We start from the raw sequence: 24,183 nt of genomic DNA, 5'->3' as shown, positions 1-24,183 counted from the left end.
CGCTTTTGATGGGAGCTGCGACCTTTTTTTGTTTAGCTTGCGTCGCCAGTAATAGAGGCAATCGGCTGATATCCCATGCGCTCTTGCATAGGCCGGCACTGAACCACCTTCAAGCGCCAATCTTTCGACATGCCTTACCCAGTATTGCTTTTCCATTTCCACTCCATCTCATTATTGAAATCGTGAGCTTGAAGGATTTAGATTTGACTTGATAGTCTGGGGTTTATGGAGCGCTTACCAATAACCAGCTACAAGCCCTAGAAGCCCACAACAAATTATTTATCGGCGCCGGCACCGTGCGCACCTTATCGCCAGGAACCCGCTTCACCCTCAATGGACAAAGCGCCGCTGAATGGGACCAAAGCGACGATGACCGCAACTTCGTCATCCTCAGAGTCGTCCACCAAGCCCACAACAACCTCAGCGCCGACCTGCAAGCCCATGTCGCCCAAAGTCTCGGCTTGCCACACCAGGATATTGATATCGACACCGATGTAGATGCTGATACTGACACCCATATCCATACCCTAAGTCTCTTCCATAATCTCACCAACGCAGATCAGCAAAAAGGCGAGCGTGCTCTCTACCGCAACCGGTTTGACGCCATCCGCAGCAAAATACCGTACCGCCCGCTAGGCACCGACGCCCATGGCAAACGCCTGCACCCCAAGCCCACCGTACAAGGCCAGCAAACCGCCATTGTCGTAGGCCCCCAAGGCGAGGTTATCCATACCGACCGTGACCATCGCATCAAAGTCCAGTTTCACTGGATGCGTGGCGGTAGTAATGGAAGCAACAGTCACAGCCGACTCCAGCACCCCAATCCCGACGGACACACCGGCGCCCCCGCCAATGACCACTCAGGTACCTGGGTCAGAGTCGCCGCCACGCTCGCCCCCGTCGCTGGCGCCAACTGGGGCAGTCACACCATCCCCCGGATTGGACAAGAAGTCCTGATTGATTTTATTGAAGGCGATATTGACCGCCCACTAGTGATCGGCACGCTTTATAACGGCCAAGGCCAGGCCGACGCCCAATACAACCAACAAGCCCAAGGCACAGGCAGCGCCACCGGCAACGCCCCCGCCTGGTTCCCTGGACAAACTGACGACGGTAGTAATGGTCACGCCCACCCGGCAGCACTCTCCGGCATTAAAACCCAAGCCATGAGCGCCAGCCAACAAGGCACAGGCAGCTATAACCAGCTCGTCTTCGACGACAGCCCCAATGAGAGCAGAACCAGCCTGCAAAGTCACGCCAATCCTCATGAAGGCAGCAGCGAACTCAACCTCGGACATCTGCGTCACCAGACCGACAACCAACGGCTAGGCAAAGTCGGCTTCGGAGCAGAGCTCAAGACCCAGCACAGCGTAGCCGTCAGAGCAGGGCAAGGTCTGCTGATCAGCGCCGACGCCAGAACCAACGCCAGCGGCAGCCAGCTCGACTGCAAAGAAGCCCAAGCTCAGCTAGATAGCAGCCACACCCTGCAACAAAGCCTCGCCCAGACCGCGCAGCAGCACAACGCCAAGCTCAAGGATGACAAACAACAAGACGAACCCGCACCGGAAAAACTCCCCGCCATCCAACAACAAGCCAACACCCTCAAAGTTCTTCAAGCGACGGAGGGCAGTAGCGATAGTAACGCAAACAACGGCGGCCAAGGCAAAGTCACCGCCTACAGCGAACCCCACCTGCAACTCAGCAGCCCCGCTGGCACCCCATATGGTCCGTACAATATTGAAACGTTTCGTGGAGATCCTTATCGTGTTTATAGATACTTTGTTTTGCCAAGCGCTGGAGACTGCAAATAATGAAAATTTTTAGATTCGCTCCATTTTTTATAGTACTTTTTTCAAACGTGTTTAATTCTACATACGCTTATGAAGAAGAGGATGCTGTCCCAATCACGGTCGCTGTATATGCTGATGATGGAAGTATTCAAAAAGTGGCACTCAAAGTAAATGGAAGACATGTAGAGATCAAAACTACTTTAGTAAATGAGACGAGTATAAAAAAAAGACTTGGATTTTTCGCATACACACCATTTTTTGAGCAACTTGGAGTTGCTGAGGAACATGCAGATAAGACTTTTAGTGACATCAAAATCATCTCAGACGGGAAAGCAATTACCCCAATAGCTTATAGGCGTGGATTTTTTCTTGGAAAAGATATCACTAATGAATTGTCTAGAGCTGGAATAAGTCCATTGCCTGACTTAGACGTTAGTGAAAAAAAATTAGCTTTAGTGACTAACCAGCAAGGTTTTCGGCTAAAGGCATGGCAGGGATATGTGTCCTACTCTTGGGCCAATAACTTGCTTCCAAAATCGAATATGGTTTCTGTTGTCGAATATCAGGCATTACCACAATTTGGTCGGGATGATATTACGTCCGATCGATTCAACAGACATGTATTACAACATTGTGGTAATCCTGACGATATGAGGAAATATCTACGACAACTTAACGGTTCTTCAGATGAACTAATGTTTGAGCAGTTTGAGATACCACTTAAGTTTTTCAAGGATCGTCAAATTTCAATTGATATCTCTCAGCCTAAGCAAAATTGGTTAGGCGCCTATCCGATGATTTCCCTTACTTGTGGAGTATCTGAAAAAGTTGGAGACAATTTAAACTTTCAAGGTATGAGAAAAAATTCTGAAAGCTTGATTTCCATTTTAGTATTTTCAAGGTTGGGTGGTGCGATAGAGGAGTTAACTAAATGACGACTACCAGTAAACCTGTATTGAAAAAAACAGCAGACCTTACTCCGGTATCAGATAAAAAGGGAATCGAAATTTTTATTTGTGATCCTGGATGGTTTGATAAAAAACAGAGCTTTAAAATTACAAATGCTCCGACAAGAACATCATCTTTGGACTTGTTTGGTGAGGATTTAAATTTTGTTGCCCGCGTACTTTATGCCGAATCGTCGGGATCCGCTCAAGTCCAAGATAAGGCTGAGCGCTCCAAAGAAAAGGAAGCAATTCTTAATGTTAAACATTTTCGATTAAATAGAGCAGGTTATCCCAATAGAATAAAAGCAAAAACGTTTACTGAAGTTTGTAAAGCACCCAACCAATTTGAATCTGTATATGCATCTTCTAACAAATTTTCCGGATCAGAGACAGCGACTTATCCTAATTTAAAAAAACCAGAATGTGCCGATTTAGCCGAGGCTATTCAAGCCGTAAAACAATTTATTTCATCCGGCCCTAATTCTGAATATATTTACGATAATTTTCGAGGGGGTAAAGGGTCGCATGGAAAAACAATTGGATTGACTAGATTTTGGTTATCAGATGAAGGAAAGAAAATGTATGAAAAAGATGAATAAATTCCTGACTGCCTTGATATTAATTATTTTGCCGATCATAGATATAAATACCCTAGCGGTCGCTCAGGAAACTGAGACGGCTATCTCAGGTACCAAGCAAGTATTTAGATTTGAAGATTATCCCGTTAGTGTTGAACAAGTTAGCGTAGTTAAAAAGCCGATCCTATCTACGAGACTTGCAAAACAATACAAGACTGCTATTACAACAGCGATGGAGCAGCCTGTTAACTTTGCAGGGTATTATCGTGTTGTTACTTGGGGTTGTGGTACTGATTGCAGAGGTTTTGCGATCATTAATAAGCTCACAGGAAAAACCTATACTTTACCTGGGGTTGAGTATGTTGCTGGAGTGATGGGTAATGATGAAGAGCGTTTGGAATACAAAGAAAATAGCCGACTATTTGTTATCACTGGTAGTAAAAATGATAAAAAGGAAGGTAAGTTTTATTATCTTTGGAGCAAAGAAGAGCTTAAACTACTAGCGACATTTCTATTGGAAAAACAAGATTTTTCCGACTAAATTAGTGTTGTCATTTGATTAGCTGAAAGTTCCTCTTTTTCCATATGTATCGCTTTAGATTGAACACAATAGACAAGACTTGACTTCAATCAATTTAAAAATAATAACTTCTCCCCAAAGAACTAAGGTTCCGTAAAAATACAAAGTTGAATGGAGTCGACGATTAGTTATTAGATGACTTTAATTTTTTGTGAAGCTTACTGATGCCGTGCCAGACGCCGAAGGCGACTACTGGTGCCATGACGCCGTTGAGGATGTCGGGGTTGATTGGTAGATTGGCGGCTTTGAGTGCTTTGCTGATGTAGCCGATTAAGCCGATAAGATAATAGCTGAGGGCGACGACTGATAATCCTTCTACCGCTTGTTGTACTCGTAATTGTTGAGCTGAGCGGGCATTGAGTGAGTTCAGGATTTGCGAGTTTTGTCTTTCTTGTTCTATGCTGACGCGGGTGCGTAGCAGGTCGTTACTGCGTGCAATGCGTGTTGCTAAGGTTTCCTGGCGTTGGGTGACTGAGGTGCAGGTATTCATCGCTGGGGTCAGGCGCCTTCCCATAAATTCGGCGAGCATAGGGATGCCTTCTATGCGTCCCTCCCGTAGCTCTTGTATGCGTGATTGCACCAGGTTGAAATACGCTTGTGAGGCAGAAAAGCGGTAGCCATTATTGACGGATAACTTTTCTATTCGTGCGGCGATGCCGGTTATTCTGCGTAAGAGATTTTCTTCTGCATAGCCATTGTCGTCTGGTGATCGGTTACTGTTTATATCCTGATCACTTTGTTCCATAGCGACGATGAGTGTAGCTAGATCTTTTTCTATCGCGGTGAGTTGGGGTTGTGTGGCTTCTGCTTGTGGCAGTGCCAGCAGTGCCATAGTGCGATAGGTTTCAATTTCCAGTAAACGTCCGATTAAGCGTCCGGCCTGAAATTCTTTCAGGTCAATATCGTGGACGACAAAACGACTGAAGCCATCTGGTTGAATCAGAAAATCTGTCCAGACTACGCCGCCGTTGCCTGCGTGGCTGCCGACTAACATATCACCTTCAAAGACATAGCGCATATCGCTTATTTCTGTTGCGGCACGCAGTAAGCTTTTATTCAGGACGACATGCGCTGCGACGATGATTTTTCCTTGTAGTCCGGCCAGCCATTCTTGCGGCACATGCCGCAGTGGTAAATGTTGAAACGCTTGTTGCCAATCAATCCGGTCGGTTCGTCGTTCGACAAAGGTATAAGTGGCAAATTCGGTATGAAATTCCCATTTCAATCGAAAGCGTCCGAAGTCATGAAAGAAATACCTCGCTTGTGAATGGGGACCGGGCACGCCGTAGTGCAGACAAAGCTCTTGCAAGATTCGATGTTGCTGTGCGCGAGGGTTGAGATTGGTCGCATGTGCAGGTTCGATGTAGAGAGCAAAATGCGTTAAGTTTTCTGGTGTTTCTAATTGCAGAAAAGGGCGGGAATGGATTTCTGCTGAAAGTGGAACGCGCAAAGGATGGTTGAGTTTGGAGTAGTCCACCATGTGAGGTAAGTGTCAGGCATACGACCTCCAGTTACTTTGATCTGATGGAACTCTGGGATGGAACTTAAAACTAATTTATACGAGTAGACGTACGCATAAAAGCATGTTTAGGATGACGTACAGGTAAGAATATGCTGCAGTGCAGTATAGGTGTCGCTACACATAACTCCAATAAATAAAATGTATGAACATCATGTACTTGATGAATAATGCCGGTGTTGGTATTTTTATCATCGTGATAATAAACAAGGACTTACGCAAAAATGTTCAAGCAGGGTGTAGCGACGACGACAGTACTCTAGTACGGCTAGGCGCAGCAACATAGCTGGGGTATTTTTGCGTAAGCTCTTTAACAAAAATCTCTGCTGCCAGTTTGTAAAGTACCTAATAGATACGACATATCCACCAAACGTTTTGCGATCAGATGACGTACATCACCTTCGCATTGCCAGATGCCATACACGCCAAGTAATGGCGCATTTAAGACTTCTTGCCGCTGTTGCTCTACCAGACTTGGCCAGATGATGACATTCACTGGGCCGGTCTCATCTTCTATCGTGATAAATAACACGCCATTGGCAGTGCCGGGACGTTGACGTACTGTGACGATACCGCAACCACGGGCAAATTGACCTTGCTGAAATGTATTAAGCATCTCTGCTGGCAAAAATCGTTTGGCTAGTAATTGTGGGCGGATGAGGGCAACTGGATGGCGTTGTAATGTCAAACCCATGGCGTGATAATCACTGGCGATTTCTTGTCCTTCTGTTGGCGTTGTCAGGATAGGTATTTGTTCTTGTACGCTGACGACACGAAGTAAATCTTTATCCGCTACGGCACCTATGGCTTGCCATAGCGCCTGACGTCTGTGGCCTGCCAAGGCAACTAAGGTATTGCCTGCTGCCAGGACTTGCAGATCATGGCGAGATAATTGAGCGCGGCGTGCCAGGTCGTTAATATCACTAAAAGCGAGTTGCTTACGTGCTTGTGTAATGCGCTCTGCTGTTTGCTCCGATAAGCCCGATAGTAGTGACATACCCAGCCTTACTGCTGGATGCTTGCCATCATTTTTTTCTAAGCTGGAGTTCCATTCGCTGAAGCGAATATCGATGTTCAACACGACGACTTGATGTCGCTTAGCATCCTGGATTAATTGTGATGGAGAATAAAATCCCATAGGCTGGGAGTTTAACAAGGCGCATAAAAATACCGCTGGCTCATGACACTTTATCCAGCTACTGGCATAGGCTAATAAGGCGAAGCTTGTGGAGTGACTTTCTGGAAAGCCGTATTCACCAAAACCCAACATTTGTTGAAAAATACCCTCCGCAAACTCCGCTTTATAACCGCGCCTGATCATCGTGTTGACGATACGATCGTGATAATGATCCAACCCCCCTTTACGCTTCCATGCTGCCATGGCACGGCGTAATTCATCAGCCTCACCTGGAGAAAATTCAGCCGCGATCACGGCGATTTGCATGACTTGTTCCTGAAAAATCGGGATGCCTAAAGTACGTCCTAATGCCTCTCGGATTTCTTCATTGGGATAAGTGACTGCTTCTTTATTTTGTCGGCGTTGCAAATAGGGATGTACCATGCCGCCTTGAATCGGACCGGGTCGCACAATCGCGACTTGCACCACAAGATCGTAAAATTCTTTGGGCCGCAGACGCGGCAGCATGCTCATTTGTGCCCGCGACTCAATTTGGAATACGCCTATCGTATCGGCCTTACAAATCATTTGATATGTGAGCGGATCTTCACGTGGAATATCCTGCAAGCGTGATGGTCTGCCGGGTAATGTCGCCATTAAAGCCAACGCTCTTTTTAATGCAGAGAGCATGCCTAAAGCTAATACATCCACTTTGAGCAGACCTAAAGATTCCAAATCATCTTTATCCCATTCAATCACGCAACGGTCTTTCATGGAGGCGTTTTCTATAGGAACTAGCCGCGATAATTTGTCACGTGCAATGACGAAGCCACCGGTATGCTGCGATAGATGGCGTGGAAAGCCACGTAGTTGGCTGGCCAGGCTTGCCCATTGCTGTGCCAGTGCGCCTTCAGGATCAAGTCCGCTTTCAGCAAAACGTAAGAGCAGATCCTGTTTGCTATCAAACCAGCGATGTGATTTGGCGACGGTATCTACTAGCTCCAAATCTACTCCTAAAGCCTTACCAACATCGCGCAGTGCACCACGGGATCGAAATGTATGTACTGCTGCAGCTAAAGCGGCGCGGTTTCTACCATATTTGTTATAGATGTATTGGATCACCTCTTCACGTCGCTGATGCTCAAAATCGACATCAATATCAGGCGGTTCATTTCTTTCCTTTGAAAGAAAACGCTCAAACAACATGGTGCTGCTTTCAGGATCGACTTCCGTAATATGCAGGCAATAGCAGACGACAGAATTTGCTGCTGAACCACGACCCTGGCATAAGATGCCAATTGAGCGCGCATATTTAACGATATCGTAGACAGTTAAAAAATAAGGCTCATAGGCGAGGTCGTTAATCAGATGAAGCTCATAGTCGATACGATCTGCGACCTTTTTTGAGATCCCGTTGGGAAAGCGCTGTGCTGCTCCATACGCTACTTCTTGTTTTAGATAGGCCGCAGGTGTGTAGCCTTTGGGGACTAATTCATCGGGATATTCATAACGCAATTCATCTAAGGAGAATTGGCAGAGTGAGGCGATTTGGATCGTTTCTGCTAATGCCGTTGCTGGATAAATATTTGCCAGACGTAGTCGTGAACGTAAATGCTGTTCTGCGTTGGGCGCCAGATCATAACCACATTCTGCAACCGAGCGTTTAAGCCGGATCGCGGTTAGCACATCTTGCAGTGGCTTACGTGAGCGCACATGCATACAGATATTGCCAGTTGCTACTACAGGGACGCCATATTGATTGGCGAGAGCGACGATTGTTTTACGATGTTGCTCGTCCATCGCATGATAGAGCAAAGTCAGACTAATCCAGGCGCGTTGAGGGAAATGTGTCTTCATCCAGAGCAGTTGTTTTGTCAGAATAGCTGAGTCGGCGGGATAGTCTGGAACCAGAATCAGCAGACAATCGGGGAGACCTTTCAGATGTGCATAGTCGATCGGAGGATGACTAAAATCCTCTGGGGTTATCAGATAACTGCCCTTGGTAGTACGCGTTCTTGCCAGTGTGATGAGTTCAGATAAATTGCCATAACCTTGCCGATTTTTTGCCAGAGCTATCAGGGAAGGCGGTGGCATAGATTCCTGCTTGTGCGTTTGAGTGTCCGTTTGGAACTCAGCCTGAATCGTCGTAGGATTGTTAGCAGCGCTTTTCATCAAAAAATCAGGAAGCTCAACCGTGCCAGAGAGTTTGAAATAACTACCGACAATCAGAGGCAGCGTGGTTTTTTTCGCCGCGACATGTGCGCGTACAACACCGGCTAATGAGCATTCATCCGTGACTGCTAAAGCGGAATAATTGAGTTGTGCAGCGCGTGTTGCCAACTCTTCTGCATGGGAAGCACCCTGTAGAAAACTGAAGTTGGACTGACAAAACAGCTCGGCATATTCCGGTAGTGCATAAGGCAGTGATAATTGCGTAGACACTGGAGGTGATGTTGGCGGCAATAAGGGTGGATTTGTCATGATGGATCAGCCAAAGACACCATGTACAAACCAGCTGGCATTGGTATCAGTTTGCTCATTTTGCCGTTCACCCAGCCGTTCTCGATAAATCCAATAGCGTACATGCGCTGGATTTTCTGCTACGAAGTAATCACGTGTTACTAACTGCCCATTCCACCAGCCAGCTTCTATTCTTTCTGCACTTGTCAGTAGTTTGAGTGGCGCCTGGTAATAAGGTCTGTGTTGCCGTATTTCGATAGCGATCGCTTTTTCTAATAGCCACATAGGGCGGGATGCCTGTAGGGGTGGTTGCTGTTGTTGACATTGCTTTTCTGTTGCCTGCTGGTGAATCACCGATGTCCAGTGATTTGCTATTTCAGGCCGGTGATCGGCTTGTGGTGCGGCCTGCAAAACCTGATTGTCACCCAAACGTGCTACCAGCAATTCCAGTAAGCGATGGTGATTTTCGGCGTAGGCTTTGGGTTCCGGGAACAGTGTCGCATTGGGGACATGCATTGCTTGAACCTGGCTGGCATCCAAGCTGACGGCGATGACGGGCGCCTCAAGCTTCACTTGTGCCAGACGTTCTTTGAGTAAGCGTACCAGGTGATCTTCGCGCCAGACTGGTTCGGCTAACAGAATACTTAACAGAGTGGGCGCAATAGCTTGCCGGCCACGTTCATGTTCTAGTTGTAAATCGACTTGCGATACTGCGAGTTGCTTTGCCGTCAGCCATCCCATCAATTGTGTTAGCAGACTACGAATAAAAGCCAGGACCATTTCTGCATGTTCTATCCGGTCGGGCATGTCAATACGGACTTTGAACTGAGGCGGAATTGCGATCCACTCGAATAGCTCGACTTGTTCACCATAGGCTTGGTCTAGTACATCGAGAATCTGTTTGCCGCAACGACGTTTCAATCCGGCGCGCGGCAGTTTTTGTAGCGTCCCCAAGTGATCACAGGCAATGCCGCGCAGCCAGTCCAGCCAAGGAGTCGCAGCGGGGAGCAGATGCACAGGCAGACTATCCAGACTTTGCACTAGCTTGTTCAATTTTAAAATTCTTGTTGCCGGAGGTCGTTGCCGTCTACTTTTACTGGAATGCTTGTTGAGCTTGTCGGCAGTGCTAGCAGCATTACGTGCAAGCAGCCATGCACCCATCGCGGTTGGTGCGCAACTGAGTGTGATGGTCATTCCCATCACGCGCATGGTTTCTTTAATCCGGCGACATAAGGCGCGGATGCCACCAAACAGCCGCAAGCTCGCTCCGATATCCATCAACAAACAATCATGTCCGGCATAAGCTACTTGCGGCGTGTAGTTTAATAATGCCATCGCCACTTGTTGTAGGGTGCGTGTTTCCAGTGCTGGCTGGCGCTGATAGAACAACGCGGATGGCAGCAACATTTGCAAACCTGCTTTACGCATGCCAATCTGTGCACCGGACTGGCGTGCCAGAGCGGATGCGCAGGTGATCCGGTTTTGCTCCAGCACGACTGTAGCCTGCTCAGTTAACCAGTTCGGACGAAAAATTTCTAGCTGCAACAGTGGCAAGTGCAGGGCGATCCAAAGGCGTGTCATTGATCAATCCGGTAGACAAAACAGGTGAATGAGAGGGGCTTGCTAAGTTAGGCAATAAAAATGAAGGCATCGTCAGAAACAACGGCTGTTCTCGCCGGATGCCGCGTCTTTTGATCAATTGAATTTGTACGCCTTCTAAGGTAGGGGCGACTTGCAGGCGTAATGGCGCAGGTGAGGGTGAGTCGGCACAAGTGCTTGGTCGCATCATGAAAAAAACTGTTTCCCCACCTTGAGCCGCAAGATGCAGACGACGTAAGGCTTCTGAACGGATCTGCGTTTGCCACAATAACAAGGCAGCGCAACTGCCACTACGTAAAACCTGTTCTGCCGCCCACAGAGCATCGGCTTGTTTTTTACTCCGTATCCATACACATTGTGAAAGCGGTATGCCAAATGCATTTAAGGCTAACAATTGCGGCGCATAAGGCGGCTGTATGAATACAATCGAGCCTCCATCTTGTCTGGCAAGTCTGGACAAAACAGGATGCAATAAGCTCAATTCAGCACTACCGTGATGCTGGAGCAGTAACTCAATCAAACAACTTCGCGGCCATCCACCACCGGGTAATTCTGCCGACAGCGCTGGAAAACTGCTTTCTACACAAGCGACATGGCTACGCGCCAACTGCGATGCACGCCACAAAGAGGGATGAATTTGATCTGGGGTGAGGGAAGACATAGATATTGAAATAAACACTTTAATAGATAGGACTTACGCAAAACTGCCTCAGTTGTGTTGCCGCGCTTAAGCGTACTTAAAGTACTGCTTTCGTCGCTGCGTCTTGCCGGGATAATTTTTTATAAGTCCAAATAAATACTGTACGTATATTCAGTATAATATTTAAATCATCTATTTTTCAATCACTTAGCGAAATAAGGAAATAAATAAAATACTGATTGCATATACAGTATTTTGTGCTAAAGTATGTTTTGTCGTATCGCTTTAGCTCTATCGCTTTTTTTATTCAACAAACTTATTACCACTTTTTATTCATTTACTGATTTGGAGACGGTTCAATATGGCACACCTTGATAATTCCTTTGACGGACAATTTAGCTTGCAACTCGCCCCAACATCATTTTTGATGCGATTGGGTAGCCGTGAAATTTTTGTCTGTCGTGATTTCCGCAAACGTTATTACCACGTCAATCCGTTGATGGATTTTTCGACAGGGATAGAGGCGGGACATCTGGAACTATTGTTGTTCCGCAAGTGGTTGATCATCTTCTCTAAAGCAAGATGGTAGTCGGCAGGTGATCACAAGTCACGGGTGTATGTTTCTGCCCTTGCTTCTGATCGTTGGATTAAACCTAGAAACGGCAGTTGGGCGAGTCTGAGTGTGCATTTTTTTCGGTTTTTCCCAGCAAGGCGAGACGCAACCTTCATGTTTCAACTAGGAGCAATGCAGTTGGGAAGCCGAAAAAGTATGCAATCAGATTGGTAGCGCTCTTATCAGAACGGTGACGGTGAAAACACTGACATGAGTCAATTGAATCAACTACTTATTTATACTGACAAGCGGTCAACGACCGTTTCCAGGTTAATGGCGGGATCGACGTTCGCTAGGGTCGCGCAAGGGATCGGGTCCGTTTTCCAACTTGCTCACAATCCCGGCTTGATCAAAATACACAGACATTAGCGAATCCCACACACCGCTTTCTTTGTAGGGATATGACCAGGTTTCTAGTTGTACTCGTGGGAAAAAGCCAGTTTCGCTCGGTGCTCCGATGATTTTTAGTACGCTGGCTTTGTCGGATTGTCCTACTTTGATTTGAGCAAATTTTTGCAGACTTAATACCTGCTCATAAGAGATCAGCTTACCATCAGAGCCGATACGCGCCATGTGTGTTGCCTGTGCCATCCTACCGCGCATGTATTCCAGTAAATGCTGATCACCATCCTGGTAGATATGTGTTGGCTGACCCAATTGTGCGATGACTTCTGCCTCGGTTTGACCGGTCTTAATTGTTCCAACGCCCCAGCTTACACAGGAAGATAAACTGAGTACGGCGAGTAGTAGGCCAAGCATCTTTAATAAGCGTGGGGCTATCATCATGATCTCCATTCTGGCTTTTATCAAGCCAAGCTATTATTTATACTGATGGTGAGTATGTTTTTAACGTCCAATAAATTATTGGACGTTAAGCTATATTTTAAAGAATTAATAGGGGAGTATATTAATTCTGCCAAGCCATTCATATTGCAACATGTGTTTTGATGCTGCATAGGTCACTTAGCGTTAAGCTTAGATCTCTTACCCAATAAATTCCAGTTCTTATCCAGACGATATCTGGTCAATAAGTTGTAGCCATTTTTAAGTTCTGATGTGCGTCTGAACGATTTCAGGCTTTAACCCAGATTTTCCATTGGAACAACGCCAGGCAGTTCGCCAAAGGTGCAATTGTCGCTGTAGCGTTCCCACTCGAATCGCGGTGGTGCTATCCCTCTGAAGACCGCACGCCGTCCGCGTTTTTTGCGAAGTGGTAGCGGTCTAATGGAAAATCTGGGTTTAACTATTTTTACCGTTTTTAAAAGGCGATGGCACCCACATAGCCGGATGGCAAATCTAATAATATCGTTCTGCATTTTTTTAAACGTGCTGCCAGATCAGGATGCCATTCTGATAAAGCCAATCCTTGGGACTTCAGTCTAGCCTCTTGCATAGTCCATTCTTGTGCAAACATCAGCAGATGATGCTGAGCTGTTTGTCCTGCAATTTTCTTATAGACCTCATTGCCTAAATAAAGTTGTGTTACATCCCGCCAATCCAGGGACAAATCGACCCGCATCAGATCAATGCCGATATTTTTTTGAAAACTGATCGCCGCAATAGATAAACCCGGCTCATGACTGATCGACACGCCTAGCGCGATCTCTTGTTCATGGGCATATTTGTCTGTGTCGCTGGAATTAATACGGATACTTAAAGCTTGTCCTGCCGATCCTGCAATTTGCACTTGTTCCTGTGGGATAGAGAAGGCTTGCGAGAGCAGATCCCGCAAGGCGTGGCGTATTTGCAGTCTGGCTTGATTACGCAGCGTAGTTATCTCTGTAACTACAGAAATAACTACGCTTTTGTGTTGATGGAATGCTTCTACCGCTTCTGGCAATAAATCAGGCCAGGAATATACAGCGAACTTGGATGCTGTAGCAACAGTTACCAATGCCGTCGGCATCAGATTGGCCGAGTCTGCGTCAGCCCTCATCTCGTCAGGATTGCGCAATCGCTGCTGGGCAACCGCGCCAGCTGGATTTGGCGGGGATAAATTCGCCCTTCATTACCAGAGTCAGCGCGCCGAGTTTTGCTTCGTCACCCACGACGGCGCTATATAACACCGAGCTGCGGGCACCCATGTAGACGCGTTCACCGATGATGACTTCATCAATCTTCATCACACGGTCTTCAAACAAATGAGTTTGTGGGCAGGCCAGTGCATTAATCTCGCTATATGCACCGATGCTGACGCAATCAAACTCGGTAATATCCGTCGTATCCAGATATACGCCTCGACCAATTCTGGCACCCAACAAATTAAACGCCAGTGGCAACCAAGGCGTGCCGCGCAAATAGCGCATGAAGTTGGGGACAGCAATCCCCTCGTACAAATTGGTAATGCCTTCTGACAGCCAGACAAACGAGGTCCACATTGGCATACTGCTTTTTTTGTAGCGGAAAATGAACAGCCATTTCAAGGCCATGACAAAGGCAAAACTGCCTACGCCATACCAAAGTCCGGCAATCGATAAATAATAGGCGACATCGCCCCAGCGGTCATCACCGGCCAATGGCATCAGATTGAGCACAATGGTGTAGCCAACAGAAATCACCATGGCATGAGGCGAAATAATCCGGAATGCTTCAATCAGACCGCGACCAAGACGACGCATTGCTGATGGGCGGAAGGTGAGTTCTTCGGGAAACCCTTTGACTTCTTCCCGCGCCGGCAAATGCATCGGCGGCGAACCTAACCAGGTATCACCCTCATGCATTTGATCATTGCGCGGCGCGCTGGTGTGGACACCGATCAGAACGTTTTCAGGCAAGATCGTGCCATCAGGAATATACGCACCATTACCGACAAAGCTGCGGCGGGAAATTACTGTTGGCTGCATGCTCATCCAGCCGCCATCAATTTCTTCATCACCTAATAAAACTGCATCAGCAATAAAGGTGTCGTCCCCCAGTGTCAGCATATCCGGGACTACGCCTAAGGCGGTTGAAATCTCTGCGCCACGTCCCACTTTTGCGCCCAATAGCCGGTACCAGTAAGGTGCATACACCGTAGCATATACGCCGTGCAAAACATTCAGACTTGATTCCTGAATCTGATTGACCAGCCATTTGCCGCAATAGGTATTGCCATGCACCTGGTAGCTACCCGCTTTTAATTTCGGCAAAATACTCCAGCGTATGCCTGCCGATAACAGCGCGGTACAGACAATCAAGATCGCCGTAGCGGGGAAGGCGAGGATGAAATACTTGGTCAGCTGGAAAAACATATTATTACTTTGCAACCAAGGCAAACTATCCAGATTGTCAAACCAGTCGATCGTAATAAAGCTAGGGAACACCGGTAAGAAAAAGAGCGCGGTAATCAACAAGCTACCAAAGATAAAAAATACCGCCTCGGTAAAAAATCGTAATTCAGATACAACTGGTCGTGCCGGACGCGATGCAGGATCAAATACGCCTACATCGGATGCAGGCGATCCGCGCCAGATTCTGTCATCTGGAATAGATTGACCTTCGCTCAGTGCAGACTGACCTTCCAGATGGGCGAAATTGCCAAGCGCAGTACCGCCTTCCAGAACCGAATATGAGCCGACATAGGCTTCGTTGCCCAGCGTGATCTTACCTAAGCGCAGCAGGCCGCGTTCAACACGGGCATTTTCAAAATTACAGGCATTGCCAATACTAGCGCCATCGCCAATCTCCAATAAATCAGGTGAGCGTAAGGTGATCGAGCCGATGTTCACATCCTTACCGATCTTTGCACCTAAGGCCCGCAACCACCAGGCATACATCGACGATCCACTCAGCATATAGGTCGGTGCTGCTTCTACCAGCCTATCTGCGAGCCACCAGCGATAATATGTCACACCCCACAACGGATAATTGCCTGCTTTAAGTCGCCCCACGATCAGCCATTTGCCTGCGATCGCGATTACAAACTCAAACAGGGTCAGCAATAAAAAAACACCAACCGATAAAAAGGTTGCACGAATAATTGAGTCGTCGGGATCGCCAGTAAAAAAGTGATAAGCGAAGAAAGGCGCTAACCACTGCATCATGCGCATGGCCACCAAAAAGGGAATCATGACCGCCTGAGCAGCACCACATATCCAACGCTTGACGTCAGGTGGCTGCTCCCACGTTGTGTGAATACTTTCTGAGGTAATCGCGCCGGCAGTCATGACGCCAGCAATTGTCCCGACCAGCCGTGATTGATAGATGTCACTGATTTTGAAATAGGCATATCGGGCGTCTGCTCGCAGCATCGACACCAGACGTGCTGCCAGCAAGGAGTGACCACCCAGATCGGAGAAAAAATCGGCGCTTCTGCGGATTGCTTGTCCGGGCAAAAGTTTGTTTAAGGCCGCAAATAAAATTTCTTCCGCCGGAGTTTCTGGAAGATCGGATTCTTCCGTGCTCACCGTTTCTGAAAGCGCCTGTGCTTTCAGTGTCTTTCTGTCGATCTTGCCTGAAGTGAGCCTTGGCATTTCGCTCAAAAATTCATAGCGGCTTGGCACCATATAAGCAGGTAAACTTGTCAACAGGGCTTGTCGTAAGTCGCTTGGTTTGATGACATGGGAAGATTCGCTCACAATAAAAGCGATCAGCTGATCAACGCCTTGCTCTGATCGCAAAATAACCGCGACGGTACCAACACCCGCTTGCTGCGCCAGTACGGCTTCTATCTCACCCAACTCAACCCGAAAACCACGAATTTTGACCTGATCATCGGCACGTCCCAGACATTGGATCGAGCCATCTTCCGCAATACGTGCCAGATCCCCCGTTCGGTATAGCCGCTGATCATTGAGACTGTTCGATGGAGCAGACCAAGGATTGGCGATGAATTTTTCTGCCGTCAAATCAGGTCGCCCCAGATAACCATCAGATACGCCCGGGCCAAAAATACACAGCTCCCCGGTTTCGCCTCGGGCTAATAGCCGCAAGCCTTTTTCCACATCCGCATCAATCACCAGCAGACCGTAATTGGGTAGCGGGTGACCAATCGTCACTGGCATATCTGGCTGTAATACTGCCAGACTGGCGGATACCGTTGCTTCTGTCGGGCCATAGGTGTTAAACATCTGGCGGCCGGGCTTGCTCCACTTGGCAACCAGGCTTTCCGGACACATTTCACCACCCAGATTGATCAGACGTAGGCTAGGCACATCCTCATTAAACAGTGCCAGCAAAGTCGGTACTGCATGCAAAACAGTGACCTGATTTGCGATCAAGGCCATTGGTAGTGTATCCGGATCGACTGCGATTTCTTTCGGGGCTATCCATAAAGTCGCACCGACCAGATAGCTGATCCAGATTTCTTCAAATGACATATCAAACGCGACTGAAAATCCTTGATACACCTTGTCTGCGCTGGTAATACCCAAAACTTGATTTTCACTCCGTAAGAAATGACAAATGCTGCCTTGGGTAATCGCAATCCCTTTTGGCTTACCTGTAGAACCCGAAGTGTAGATCACATAGGCCGGATCGGTTGGAGCAGTCGCTTGGCGTCGCAGAAGAGGTACGTCGATGGCCGTCATCAACTGCGTTGCAGTCCAGATATGGCAAGCAGGTGGTAGCTGGTGTGCTGTTGATGTAGTTGAGGTAGTTGAGGTAGTTGAGGTAGTCGAACGTAGCTGAGATGCGAGAGCATCTGTCGTCAGTATTCCAAATGCCTGCGCGTCATCCAGACAAACAGCAATCCTGTCGACTGGCACATCGGCATCAAATGGCAGCCAGGCAGCTCCGGCTTTGGCGATGCCTGCTTGCATGACTAATAAATCAATGCCGCGTGGTAGCCATAAGCCAAGAATGTGTCCCGGCCGGACGCCTGCCGTGATCAGGTGCGACGCAACCAGATCGGCTCGCTCGTTTAAAGCGCGATAACTCAGTGCCACCTTCGCAAAAATCAGAGCAGTCTTATCGGGGTGGGCGAGAGCGGTGGCTTCTAGCAGGTCTGCCAATGTTTCTTGGCGTATCAGTTCTGGTGCAAAAGCACCGTAAAGAATAGGGGAGGTGTTATCAATCGCTGGCACGTCAGACATACGGTGTTGAGACATAAATCGCAATGCAAAATAGGTAAATGCGAAGTTAAAATTAGACTAACTTCTTCTATGCGAAGTTTATCACCCACGATGCAGAGCGATGCAAAAAAATAATATAAAGAATGATGTGCTGTCGCCTTAAAAAAACATTGACAGATCACGCCACTTAATCAGATCTAGGGTGAGCAATGTCTCAACATAATTGACTCAACCGAAGGCTTACATGGCTCAATCTATCTATAAGTAATAATTTATACTTGGTGGTAGTATATTTAAATGTCCAATGAATGTATGGACATCAATGGGTATTTTGGCATATACCCCCATAATTTATGAATTTTTATTTTATGAGCGTTGGAATATATTGCAGCGCCAAGCCAAGCAACGCACAACCGATAATCACGTGAATCACATTACGTTTAAATCTCAGTAAGGCAATTGCAGCCCCAAGCCCGATCAGCGCCGATATCATATCTAATTTGCCACTGAACCCATCAGGCCACAGCACATGGTAAGCAAAGAACAACGCCAGATTGATAATCACACCAACCACTGCGGCGGTAATGGCCGTCAACGGTGCCGTCAGCTTCAATTGATTGTGGCTTGATTCAATAAAAGGGCCACCTGCCAGAATAAAGATAAATGATGGCAAAAAAGTGAACCAGGTCACCAGACTCGCTGCCACTGCACCTGCGAGAAACAGATGCTCAGTTCCTAACAGAGCTCTCACATATCCACCGACAAAGGCCACAAAGGCTACCACCATGATCAAGGGTCCCGGCGTAGTTTCTCCCAGCGCCAGCCCGTCGACCATTTGTGACGCACTCAGCCAGCCATAATGCCCGACCGCACCCTGGTACACATAAGGCAGCACCGCATAAGCACCACCAAAAGTGAGCAAAGCCGCTTTAGTAAAAAACCATGCCATCTGGGTATAGGGATGCTCCCAACCGAACAGCGTCCACAATAAGGCCATTGGCACACTCCACAGCACCAAACCTGAGACAGCAACTTTACACAAACTCCTCCAGCTGAATAAAGCATGCGCAGGTGTCGCAGTATCGTCGTCAATCAATGCAGCACCAACATGTTTTTGCGCTGCGCCATGACCGCCACCGGTTTGAAAATACTGCGGCATAAAGCGTCCGCCTAGAAAGCCAATAACAGCGGCAATCAATACAATCAAAGGGAAGGGCATATCAAGCGCAAAAATGGCGACGAAAGACGCTGCGGCGATTGCCCACAACACAGGATTTTTTAAGGCACGCGAGCCAATGCGATGCGCAGCCTGTACGACGATGGCAGTTACAGCAGGTTTAATCCCATAAAACAAACCAGCCACCAGCGGCATGCTGCCAAAAGCGATATAAATCCAGGATAAAAAAATCAGAATAAATAGCGATGGCAACACAAACAACACGCCGGCGATCACGCCGCCCCAAGTACGATGCATCAACCAGCCGATATACGTGGCGAGCTGCTGTGCCTCCGGACCAGGTAGCACCATGCAGAAATTGAGTGCATGCAAAAACCGCTTCTCGCTAATCCATCGCCGGTTTTCTACCAGTTCCTGATGCATGATCGCGATCTGGCCTGCCGGGCCGCCAAAACTGATGAAGCCCAGTTTTAACCAAAACCGGAAAGCCACCCAAAAACTCACCGACATTGGAGGAGTATCGGTGCGGAGAATGGGATTGACCGGTGGCATAAGTGTTTTGATAAATATAGGACCTACCCAAAACTGCCCCAGCTACGTTAAATCGACAAGCTAAAGCACTGTCTTCATCGCTGCGACTTGCTGGGATGATTTTGCCTGAGCCCTAAAATACGGTTAAATCAAATTAATAATTGTCGCTATTAGGCCATCGCTACAATTTGTTTTAACGCGCGCTCAAATACATCGGAGGTTTGTCCGCCCGAAATCAAATGTTTATCATTGATGATGACTGCCGGAACCGAGTTAATGCCACGGCTTAAATATAATTTCTCTAACGCTCTGACATCATCAGCATACAATTCAGAGGTTAAAATCGCACGCGCTGCGATCTTATCTAATCCGACACTTTCTGCGATACGGATCAAGGTTTCGTGATCGCTAGGATTGTCGCCATCCGTAAAGTAGGCAGCAAATAAGGCATGTTTCAACGCCAGTTGCTTGCCCTCAATCTCGGCCCAGTGCAGCAAGCGATGCGCATCAAAGGTGTTGTAGATACGGCTTCTTTTATCCATCCCAAAAACAAATCCTTCCGCCGCACCGCGGGCACGGATAGCCTCCCGGTTACTGGCGGATTGTTCTGGTGTGGCGCCATATTTTTCCGCCAGATGTTCATTGATGTCTTGACCTTCCGCCGCCATGCGCGGATTTAATTCAAACGGCTGAAAGTGGATATCAGTCGTGACCTCGCTACCCAAAGTTGCAATTGCGGTCTCTAATGATTTCAGTCCGATGATGCACCAAGGACAAGATACGTCAGAAACAAAGTCAATTTTGATGTGATTTTTCATGGTTTTAATAAAATAAGTTGGTTATTAAATACAGGTCGCCAAGAGCGAAGCTCTATGCAAAATTCGTATTCTATACTTGTGCTATCTCCACTTTATTGGCCTTAATTGATAGCTCCGGTAGGACTAAAACGTTGCTCAAACAACGATGTATGTTGATTTACAGCAGCCAAAATACCCTTTGACTCTAACGCATGATATTCTGCGTCCTGCAATAGTAACCATATCAGATTATTTTCATGACCACATCGACATCAGCAGTAACAGAAGTAACCGCGTCAGACGCAGTTAACCCAGCACATACAGCAACGGAAGTAGCAGACGTAGTTGCGGTAGCAACGACAACAGCAGTTGCAACGTCAGATCAACCAGCAACAACGTCGACCGCGCCAACTGCTACGCCAAACCAGCTTGCTCGTAAATTGTTGAAAAAACTGCAAACCGAGTTCTCCGTGTTTGATGAACATCTGCCTTTGGCAATTGGTATTGATAAACAGTTACAGAAAAAAATGCCAGAGCTGGATCGCAAAGTGCTGCGAATCGCCCTGGGCATTCATACTAATTCTGTACGCTATTTGTTTAATGCTGCCAAAGCACAAAAACGTGTGGATCTGGAAGGCAAAGAAGTTGATGCCATCACAGAAGAGCATCGCACTCATGCGTCAGGTATTCTGCGCGAGCGTTCCAAGAAAAATGCAGATGCACGCAAACTCAAAGCCAATGCAGAGAGAATACAAAAGCAAGAAGCCGAGGCAGAACGCCAACGTCAGGATAAGCTAAATCAACTGGCGGCTAAATTTGCCCGTACTTAATTACTGTATAGCCCAGTCTTTGTTTTAATGCTGTTCATGGATAGATATAACGAAATGACGTTTTATTTTGTGAACAGCAAGTCTTCTTGCTTCTCCATCATTAAAACTATATTTCCAGCCACATTAGCTGAAACTCCTATTTAACGATGTCATGGTTTCTCTATCTGTTGGAATGTAATGATGGCAGTATCTACACTGGCATTACGACCAATGTAGAGAAACGATACGCCACCCATGTCAGCGGTAAAGGCGCACGTTATACCCGCTCACACCCGCCACAAAAAATACTTGCTGTCTTTGAATACGATGACCGGTCATCCGCATCAAAAGCAGAACACGCTACCAAAAAACTGAGCGCCCAACAGAAGCGCGCGTTGTCAAACTCATTAATTTGAAAACCATCGGTTTGAAATCCATCATTGATATGACTACCAACATGATGAATAAGTTGTTTTCTGCCGCCTGTGAGCGTAATGCTGATCCAATCTTACTAGCGATTACTCCGTTTTTAAATAACAGCAAAACGGTGTTTGAGATCGGTAGTGGCACAGGTCAGCATGCAGTCTATTTTGGAGCGCGTTTGCCGCATATCACGTGGCAATGCAGTGACCGGATACAAAACCATCCCAGCATCAGCGCCTGGCAAGAAGAGGCAAAACTCTCTAACGTGTTAGCACCATTATGTTTAGACATCGGCCATTCAGCTTGGCCAGAGAACAAATTTGATGCAGTTTATACCTCTAATACTTGCCATATCTTGTCATGGCAAGAGGTGCAAATCATGTTTGAAGGTGTGGCATCTATCTTGGTGGAGCGGGGCTATTTTTTCATCTACGGTCCGTTTAATTATGACGGACAATTCACCAGCGCCAGCAATGCGCAATTTGATGCTTCGTTAAAATCACAAGCCCCGCATATGGGCATCCGCGCGATCGAAGATATCGTCGCGCTGGCAAATCAACACCAGCTACAACTGCAAGAAGATTTTGCAATGCCAGCCAATAATCGCCTTTTAGTTTTGCAAAAGATAAATTTAAAACGATAGCTAATTACCAATGTGCATTTAATGCGACAGACCTGCAAAAAATCAGTGACAAACACAAATGGCAGCAGGTAATCTCAATCATCAAAGTGATTAGTTAAAATCACATTTTAAATACAAAACAATAAACACAACAATAAATACAGCAACAGTAAAACCGTTTTCTGATTTTTGGTTGCATAAGGTTTTTTAACAGAACCTGGTAGCTTTACCTCAATAGTTCTTAACGAAGGACGTCCGTTATATGACGGCGTCTATTTGGATTATAGGAATTCAGATGAAACGAAAAATTTTCCTGCGATTTTTCCTGACTGCCCAAGTCTTACTGTTGTTGGGAATCGCTTCACCTACCTTCGCAGAGCTCGTCATTGTGGTCAATCCTCAAAACCCGGCGACCAAAATGTTCCCGGCGCAAGCCGCCCAGTTTTTCCTTGGAGGTTCAGTCTTATTTACTCCGGTAGATCAAGCTGAAAACTCTCCTATTCGTGCTGAGTTTTATAAAAAAGTGCTGGAAAAAGAACCTGCACAAGTACAAGCAATTTGGTCACGAATTGTGTTTACTGGCAAAGGTAAGCCGCCCAAAGAATATAAGTCCAGCGATCAAGTAAAAAAAGCAGTAAGTGAGAATGTCAATGTAATCGGCTATATAGAAAAATCGGCGGTTGATGACACCGTAAAGGTCATCGCCATAGTTCCCTAATGCCGTCCTCTTTTCTTCGTTTTAAGGAGATTGCTTGATGAAAAAAATATTCCTTGCATCACTTGTACCACTCGTTCCGTTACTGTTTGCTGGCAGTGCTTCAGCGATTGATTTGACTGAAGACGGCTCACTCAGATTAACAGGTTTCTATAGCCTGACCGGCGCTAAAGTGTTGAGTGGATCTGCTTTAGGCAGCAGTGCGCCATGGACGTATCAGCAATGGAAATGTCCTTGCACTATCCAAGGTTGGGAATACGGTGCGGTGTATGAAAAAGATAAAGGTTTTCAGTTCGATCAAGAGTCATTGATTGGTTTTCAAATCAAAAAGGATTTTTCACAAACCCTTTCCGCTACGGCACAATTAGTCAGTCGTGCGCTTAATCCCAACGACGGATCACGTCCGACGATTGATTGGGCATATTTGACCTGGCAACCATCGGCAGATTCTAGCTGGACATTTCAGGCGGGGAAATTCCGTATTCCTCTGTATTACTACAGCGATTTTCTGTACATAGGTTACGCCTATCCTTGGGTAAGACCAGCGCCAGATGTCTATGGCTGGCCCATCTATTCCTACAACGGTGCCAATGTCAGTTATCGCACCCAACTGGGCGCGTCGGATTGGGCTGCCACGGTGCTTGCGTGGACCGGTAGTTACACTCAAAAAAATGATGCCTACGATACTAAAATCTATTACACAACGCCAACGCATGAGTCCTGGAAAAATATTTATGGTGCATCGGTAACGGCAAATAATGGCATCTTTGATGTACGCGGGATGATGATGTGGTACAAGGATTCGCTCTGGGAAGACAATCCTGATGGCACCAGAAATACTTTTATTGATAGTCAGGCCACGCGCATTATGGGCGTCTCTGCCAATATGGATTATAAAAATTGGCTGGTCAAAGCGGAGGTTGATCGTTACGAACAGATTGATGCTTCTAAGGGGCTGAATAATGTCTATAAATATGCCTTGGTGGGAGTAGGGTATCAATACGGCGCATGGCTACCGATGTACACCGTGTCACGGTATCGCACGATCACAGAACCGATTGAGGGACGGGATACTCAAAATGTTTCACTGCGTTGGGATTTTCGCAAAAATATGGCGCTTAAAGTGCAATACGACATTAGTAAAGATAAGTCGAATTATGCTTATCCGTTCTTTGGCGATTCTAAGTTACTGTCAGTGTCATTGCAGGGTACTTTTTAAGCTTGGCTTATAAAACAAATCAGCTCTCAGCCTGATTTTGTGAGTGAAAAAATAAAG

Annotated in this window: 21 protein-coding genes and 1 pseudogene; 11 read left to right on the top strand and 11 right to left on the bottom strand. The window is 46.9% G+C overall.

Annotated elements, in window-relative coordinates; all coding sequences use genetic code 11:
- On the bottom strand, nt 1-156 hold a 156-nt coding region (tnpA, locus tag AAKU61_RS10890), incomplete at its 3' end, for an IS66 family insertion sequence element accessory protein TnpA (RefSeq protein ID WP_354332125.1).
- Between the two features lie 125 nt (nt 157-281).
- On the opposite strand from tnpA, the pseudogene AAKU61_RS10885 reads away from it, so the two are divergent.
- Nucleotides 282-359 (top strand): annotated as a pseudogene (locus AAKU61_RS10885) (hypothetical protein); the annotation flags it as partial.
- Between the two features lie 273 nt (nt 360-632).
- On the opposite strand, the gene AAKU61_RS10880 reads toward AAKU61_RS10885, so the two are convergent.
- Nucleotides 633-767, bottom strand: a complete 135-nt coding sequence (locus AAKU61_RS10880; RefSeq protein ID WP_354332119.1) for a hypothetical protein — start codon at nt 765-767, stop codon at nt 633-635.
- A gap of 3 nt (nt 768-770) precedes the next feature.
- On the opposite strand from AAKU61_RS10880, the gene AAKU61_RS10875 reads away from it, so the two are divergent.
- The 4 genes from AAKU61_RS10875 to AAKU61_RS10860 are packed head-to-tail and all read left to right on the top strand — an operon-like array spanning nt 771 to nt 3,856.
- Entirely contained in the window at nt 771-1,811 is a 1,041-nt protein-coding gene (locus AAKU61_RS10875) for a type VI secretion system Vgr family protein (RefSeq protein WP_354332117.1), read from the top strand.
- Nucleotides 1,811-2,725 carry a hypothetical protein gene (locus AAKU61_RS10870; protein ID WP_354332116.1) on the top strand — a complete coding sequence of 305 codons (915 nt, stop codon included), beginning with the start codon at nt 1,811-1,813 and terminating at the stop codon, nt 2,723-2,725. Before AAKU61_RS10875 ends, AAKU61_RS10870 begins: the two co-directional genes overlap by 1 nt.
- Nucleotides 2,722-3,336 carry a hypothetical protein gene (locus AAKU61_RS10865; RefSeq protein WP_354332114.1) on the top strand — a complete coding sequence of 205 codons (615 nt, stop codon included), beginning with the start codon at nt 2,722-2,724 and terminating at the stop codon, nt 3,334-3,336. The genes AAKU61_RS10870 and AAKU61_RS10865 overlap by 4 nt, the downstream gene beginning before the upstream one ends.
- Nucleotides 3,320-3,856, top strand: a complete 537-nt coding sequence (locus AAKU61_RS10860) for a hypothetical protein (RefSeq protein ID WP_354332112.1) — start codon at nt 3,320-3,322, stop codon at nt 3,854-3,856. The genes AAKU61_RS10865 and AAKU61_RS10860 overlap by 17 nt, the downstream gene beginning before the upstream one ends.
- 163 nt (nt 3,857-4,019) lie before the next feature.
- On the opposite strand, the gene AAKU61_RS10855 is transcribed toward AAKU61_RS10860, so the two are convergent.
- The 4 genes from AAKU61_RS10855 to imuA form a co-directional block, all read right to left on the bottom strand.
- Nucleotides 4,020-5,372, bottom strand: a complete 1,353-nt coding sequence (locus tag AAKU61_RS10855) for a DUF3422 family protein (protein ID WP_354332110.1) — start codon at nt 5,370-5,372, stop codon at nt 4,020-4,022.
- Between the two features lie 352 nt (nt 5,373-5,724).
- Complete coding sequence (locus tag AAKU61_RS10850; protein WP_354332108.1) at nt 5,725-9,012, bottom strand: error-prone DNA polymerase; 3,288 nt, start codon at nt 9,010-9,012, stop codon at nt 5,725-5,727.
- Nucleotides 9,013-9,018: 6 nt separating this feature from the next.
- Complete coding sequence (locus AAKU61_RS10845) at nt 9,019-10,572, bottom strand: Y-family DNA polymerase (protein WP_354332107.1); 1,554 nt, start codon at nt 10,570-10,572, stop codon at nt 9,019-9,021.
- Complete coding sequence (gene imuA / locus AAKU61_RS10840) at nt 10,499-11,251, bottom strand: translesion DNA synthesis-associated protein ImuA (protein WP_354332105.1); 753 nt, start codon at nt 11,249-11,251, stop codon at nt 10,499-10,501. Before imuA ends, AAKU61_RS10845 begins: the two co-directional genes overlap by 74 nt.
- 340 nt (nt 11,252-11,591) lie before the next feature.
- Here imuA and AAKU61_RS10835 point away from each other — a divergent pair, with 340 nt between their 5' ends.
- On the top strand, nt 11,592-11,819 hold the full coding sequence (locus AAKU61_RS10835) for a hypothetical protein (RefSeq protein ID WP_322118420.1): 228 nt from the start codon (nt 11,592-11,594) through the stop codon (nt 11,817-11,819).
- A 294-nt stretch (nt 11,820-12,113) separates the two neighbouring features.
- Here the strand turns inward: AAKU61_RS10835 and bamE are convergent, their stop codons facing one another.
- The 5 genes from bamE to AAKU61_RS10810 form a co-directional block, all read right to left on the bottom strand.
- Entirely contained in the window at nt 12,114-12,626 is a 513-nt protein-coding gene (gene bamE / locus AAKU61_RS10830) for an outer membrane protein assembly factor BamE domain-containing protein (protein WP_354332103.1), read from the bottom strand.
- A gap of 475 nt (nt 12,627-13,101) precedes the next feature.
- Complete coding sequence (locus AAKU61_RS10825; protein ID WP_354332102.1) at nt 13,102-13,779, bottom strand: 4'-phosphopantetheinyl transferase family protein; 678 nt, start codon at nt 13,777-13,779, stop codon at nt 13,102-13,104.
- A gap of 4 nt (nt 13,780-13,783) precedes the next feature.
- Nucleotides 13,784-17,854, bottom strand: a complete 4,071-nt coding sequence (locus tag AAKU61_RS10820) for a Pls/PosA family non-ribosomal peptide synthetase (RefSeq protein WP_354332100.1) — start codon at nt 17,852-17,854, stop codon at nt 13,784-13,786.
- 340 nt (nt 17,855-18,194) lie between these two features.
- Nucleotides 18,195-19,562 carry a chromate efflux transporter gene (chrA, locus tag AAKU61_RS10815; protein ID WP_503012600.1) on the bottom strand — a complete coding sequence of 456 codons (1,368 nt, stop codon included), beginning with the start codon at nt 19,560-19,562 and terminating at the stop codon, nt 18,195-18,197.
- 149 nt (nt 19,563-19,711) lie between these two features.
- Nucleotides 19,712-20,359: a DsbA family oxidoreductase gene (locus AAKU61_RS10810; protein WP_354332098.1), complete on the bottom strand. Its 648-nt coding sequence runs from the start codon at nt 20,357-20,359 to the stop codon at nt 19,712-19,714.
- A gap of 236 nt (nt 20,360-20,595) precedes the next feature.
- Here AAKU61_RS10810 and AAKU61_RS10805 point away from each other — a divergent pair, with 236 nt between their 5' ends.
- The 5 genes from AAKU61_RS10805 to AAKU61_RS10785 all read left to right on the top strand — a co-directional run bounded on the left by AAKU61_RS10805 (nt 20,596) and on the right by AAKU61_RS10785 (nt 24,126).
- Entirely contained in the window at nt 20,596-21,168 is a 573-nt protein-coding gene (locus tag AAKU61_RS10805) for a ProQ/FINO family protein (protein ID WP_354332096.1), read from the top strand.
- 146 nt (nt 21,169-21,314) lie between these two features.
- The gene (locus tag AAKU61_RS10800) at nt 21,315-21,563 is read left to right on the top strand and encodes a GIY-YIG nuclease family protein (RefSeq protein WP_322118428.1); all 249 of its coding nucleotides are present in this window, start codon (nt 21,315-21,317) and stop codon (nt 21,561-21,563) included.
- An 11-nt stretch (nt 21,564-21,574) separates the two neighbouring features.
- A complete protein-coding gene (locus AAKU61_RS10795) occupies nt 21,575-22,213 on the top strand; it encodes a DUF938 domain-containing protein (RefSeq protein ID WP_354332094.1) in 639 nt (212 codons plus the stop codon).
- A gap of 274 nt (nt 22,214-22,487) precedes the next feature.
- Nucleotides 22,488-22,910, top strand: coding sequence for a hypothetical protein (locus AAKU61_RS10790; RefSeq protein WP_354332093.1), 423 nt, complete (start codon nt 22,488-22,490; stop codon nt 22,908-22,910).
- 37 nt (nt 22,911-22,947) lie between these two features.
- Complete coding sequence (locus AAKU61_RS10785) at nt 22,948-24,126, top strand: hypothetical protein (RefSeq protein ID WP_354332091.1); 1,179 nt, start codon at nt 22,948-22,950, stop codon at nt 24,124-24,126.
- Nucleotides 24,127-24,183 lie beyond the last annotated feature (57 nt).

Source organism: Undibacterium sp. GrIS 1.2 (assembly GCF_040544435.1).
Taxonomy (GTDB): Bacteria; Pseudomonadota; Gammaproteobacteria; order Burkholderiales; family Burkholderiaceae_D; genus Undibacterium.
This window is presented reverse-complemented; position numbering and strand designations above follow the sequence as displayed.

Bases quoted from the DNA above. Each gene is read 5' to 3' on its own strand.
- AAKU61_RS10805 (WP_354332096.1), top strand. From the start codon at position 20,596: ATGACCACATCGACATCAGCAGTAACAGAAGTAACCGCGTCAGACGCA.
- AAKU61_RS10810 (WP_354332098.1), bottom strand. From the start codon at position 20,359: ATGAAAAATCACATCAAAATTGACTTTGTTTCTGACGTATCTTGTCCT.
- AAKU61_RS10850 (WP_354332108.1), bottom strand. From the start codon at position 9,012: ATGACAAATCCACCCTTATTGCCGCCAACATCACCTCCAGTGTCTACG.
- bamE (WP_354332103.1), bottom strand. From the start codon at position 12,626: ATGATAGCCCCACGCTTATTAAAGATGCTTGGCCTACTACTCGCCGTA.
- imuA (WP_354332105.1), bottom strand. From the start codon at position 11,251: ATGTCTTCCCTCACCCCAGATCAAATTCATCCCTCTTTGTGGCGTGCA.
- AAKU61_RS10820 (WP_354332100.1), bottom strand. From the start codon at position 17,854: ATGTCTGACGTGCCAGCGATTGATAACACCTCCCCTATTCTTTACGGT.
- AAKU61_RS10845 (WP_354332107.1), bottom strand. From the start codon at position 10,572: ATGACACGCCTTTGGATCGCCCTGCACTTGCCACTGTTGCAGCTAGAA.
- AAKU61_RS10835 (WP_322118420.1), top strand. From the start codon at position 11,592: ATGGCACACCTTGATAATTCCTTTGACGGACAATTTAGCTTGCAACTC.
- AAKU61_RS10865 (WP_354332114.1), top strand. From the start codon at position 2,722: ATGACGACTACCAGTAAACCTGTATTGAAAAAAACAGCAGACCTTACT.
- AAKU61_RS10825 (WP_354332102.1), bottom strand. From the start codon at position 13,779: ATGAGGGCTGACGCAGACTCGGCCAATCTGATGCCGACGGCATTGGTA.
- AAKU61_RS10870 (WP_354332116.1), top strand. From the start codon at position 1,811: ATGAAAATTTTTAGATTCGCTCCATTTTTTATAGTACTTTTTTCAAAC.
- chrA (WP_503012600.1), bottom strand. From the start codon at position 19,562: ATGCCACCGGTCAATCCCATTCTCCGCACCGATACTCCTCCAATGTCG.
- AAKU61_RS10785 (WP_354332091.1), top strand. From the start codon at position 22,948: ATGAAAAAAATATTCCTTGCATCACTTGTACCACTCGTTCCGTTACTG.
- AAKU61_RS10875 (WP_354332117.1), top strand. From the start codon at position 771: ATGCGTGGCGGTAGTAATGGAAGCAACAGTCACAGCCGACTCCAGCAC.
- AAKU61_RS10790 (WP_354332093.1), top strand. From the start codon at position 22,488: ATGAAACGAAAAATTTTCCTGCGATTTTTCCTGACTGCCCAAGTCTTA.
- AAKU61_RS10860 (WP_354332112.1), top strand. From the start codon at position 3,320: ATGAAAAAGATGAATAAATTCCTGACTGCCTTGATATTAATTATTTTG.
- AAKU61_RS10800 (WP_322118428.1), top strand. From the start codon at position 21,315: ATGTCATGGTTTCTCTATCTGTTGGAATGTAATGATGGCAGTATCTAC.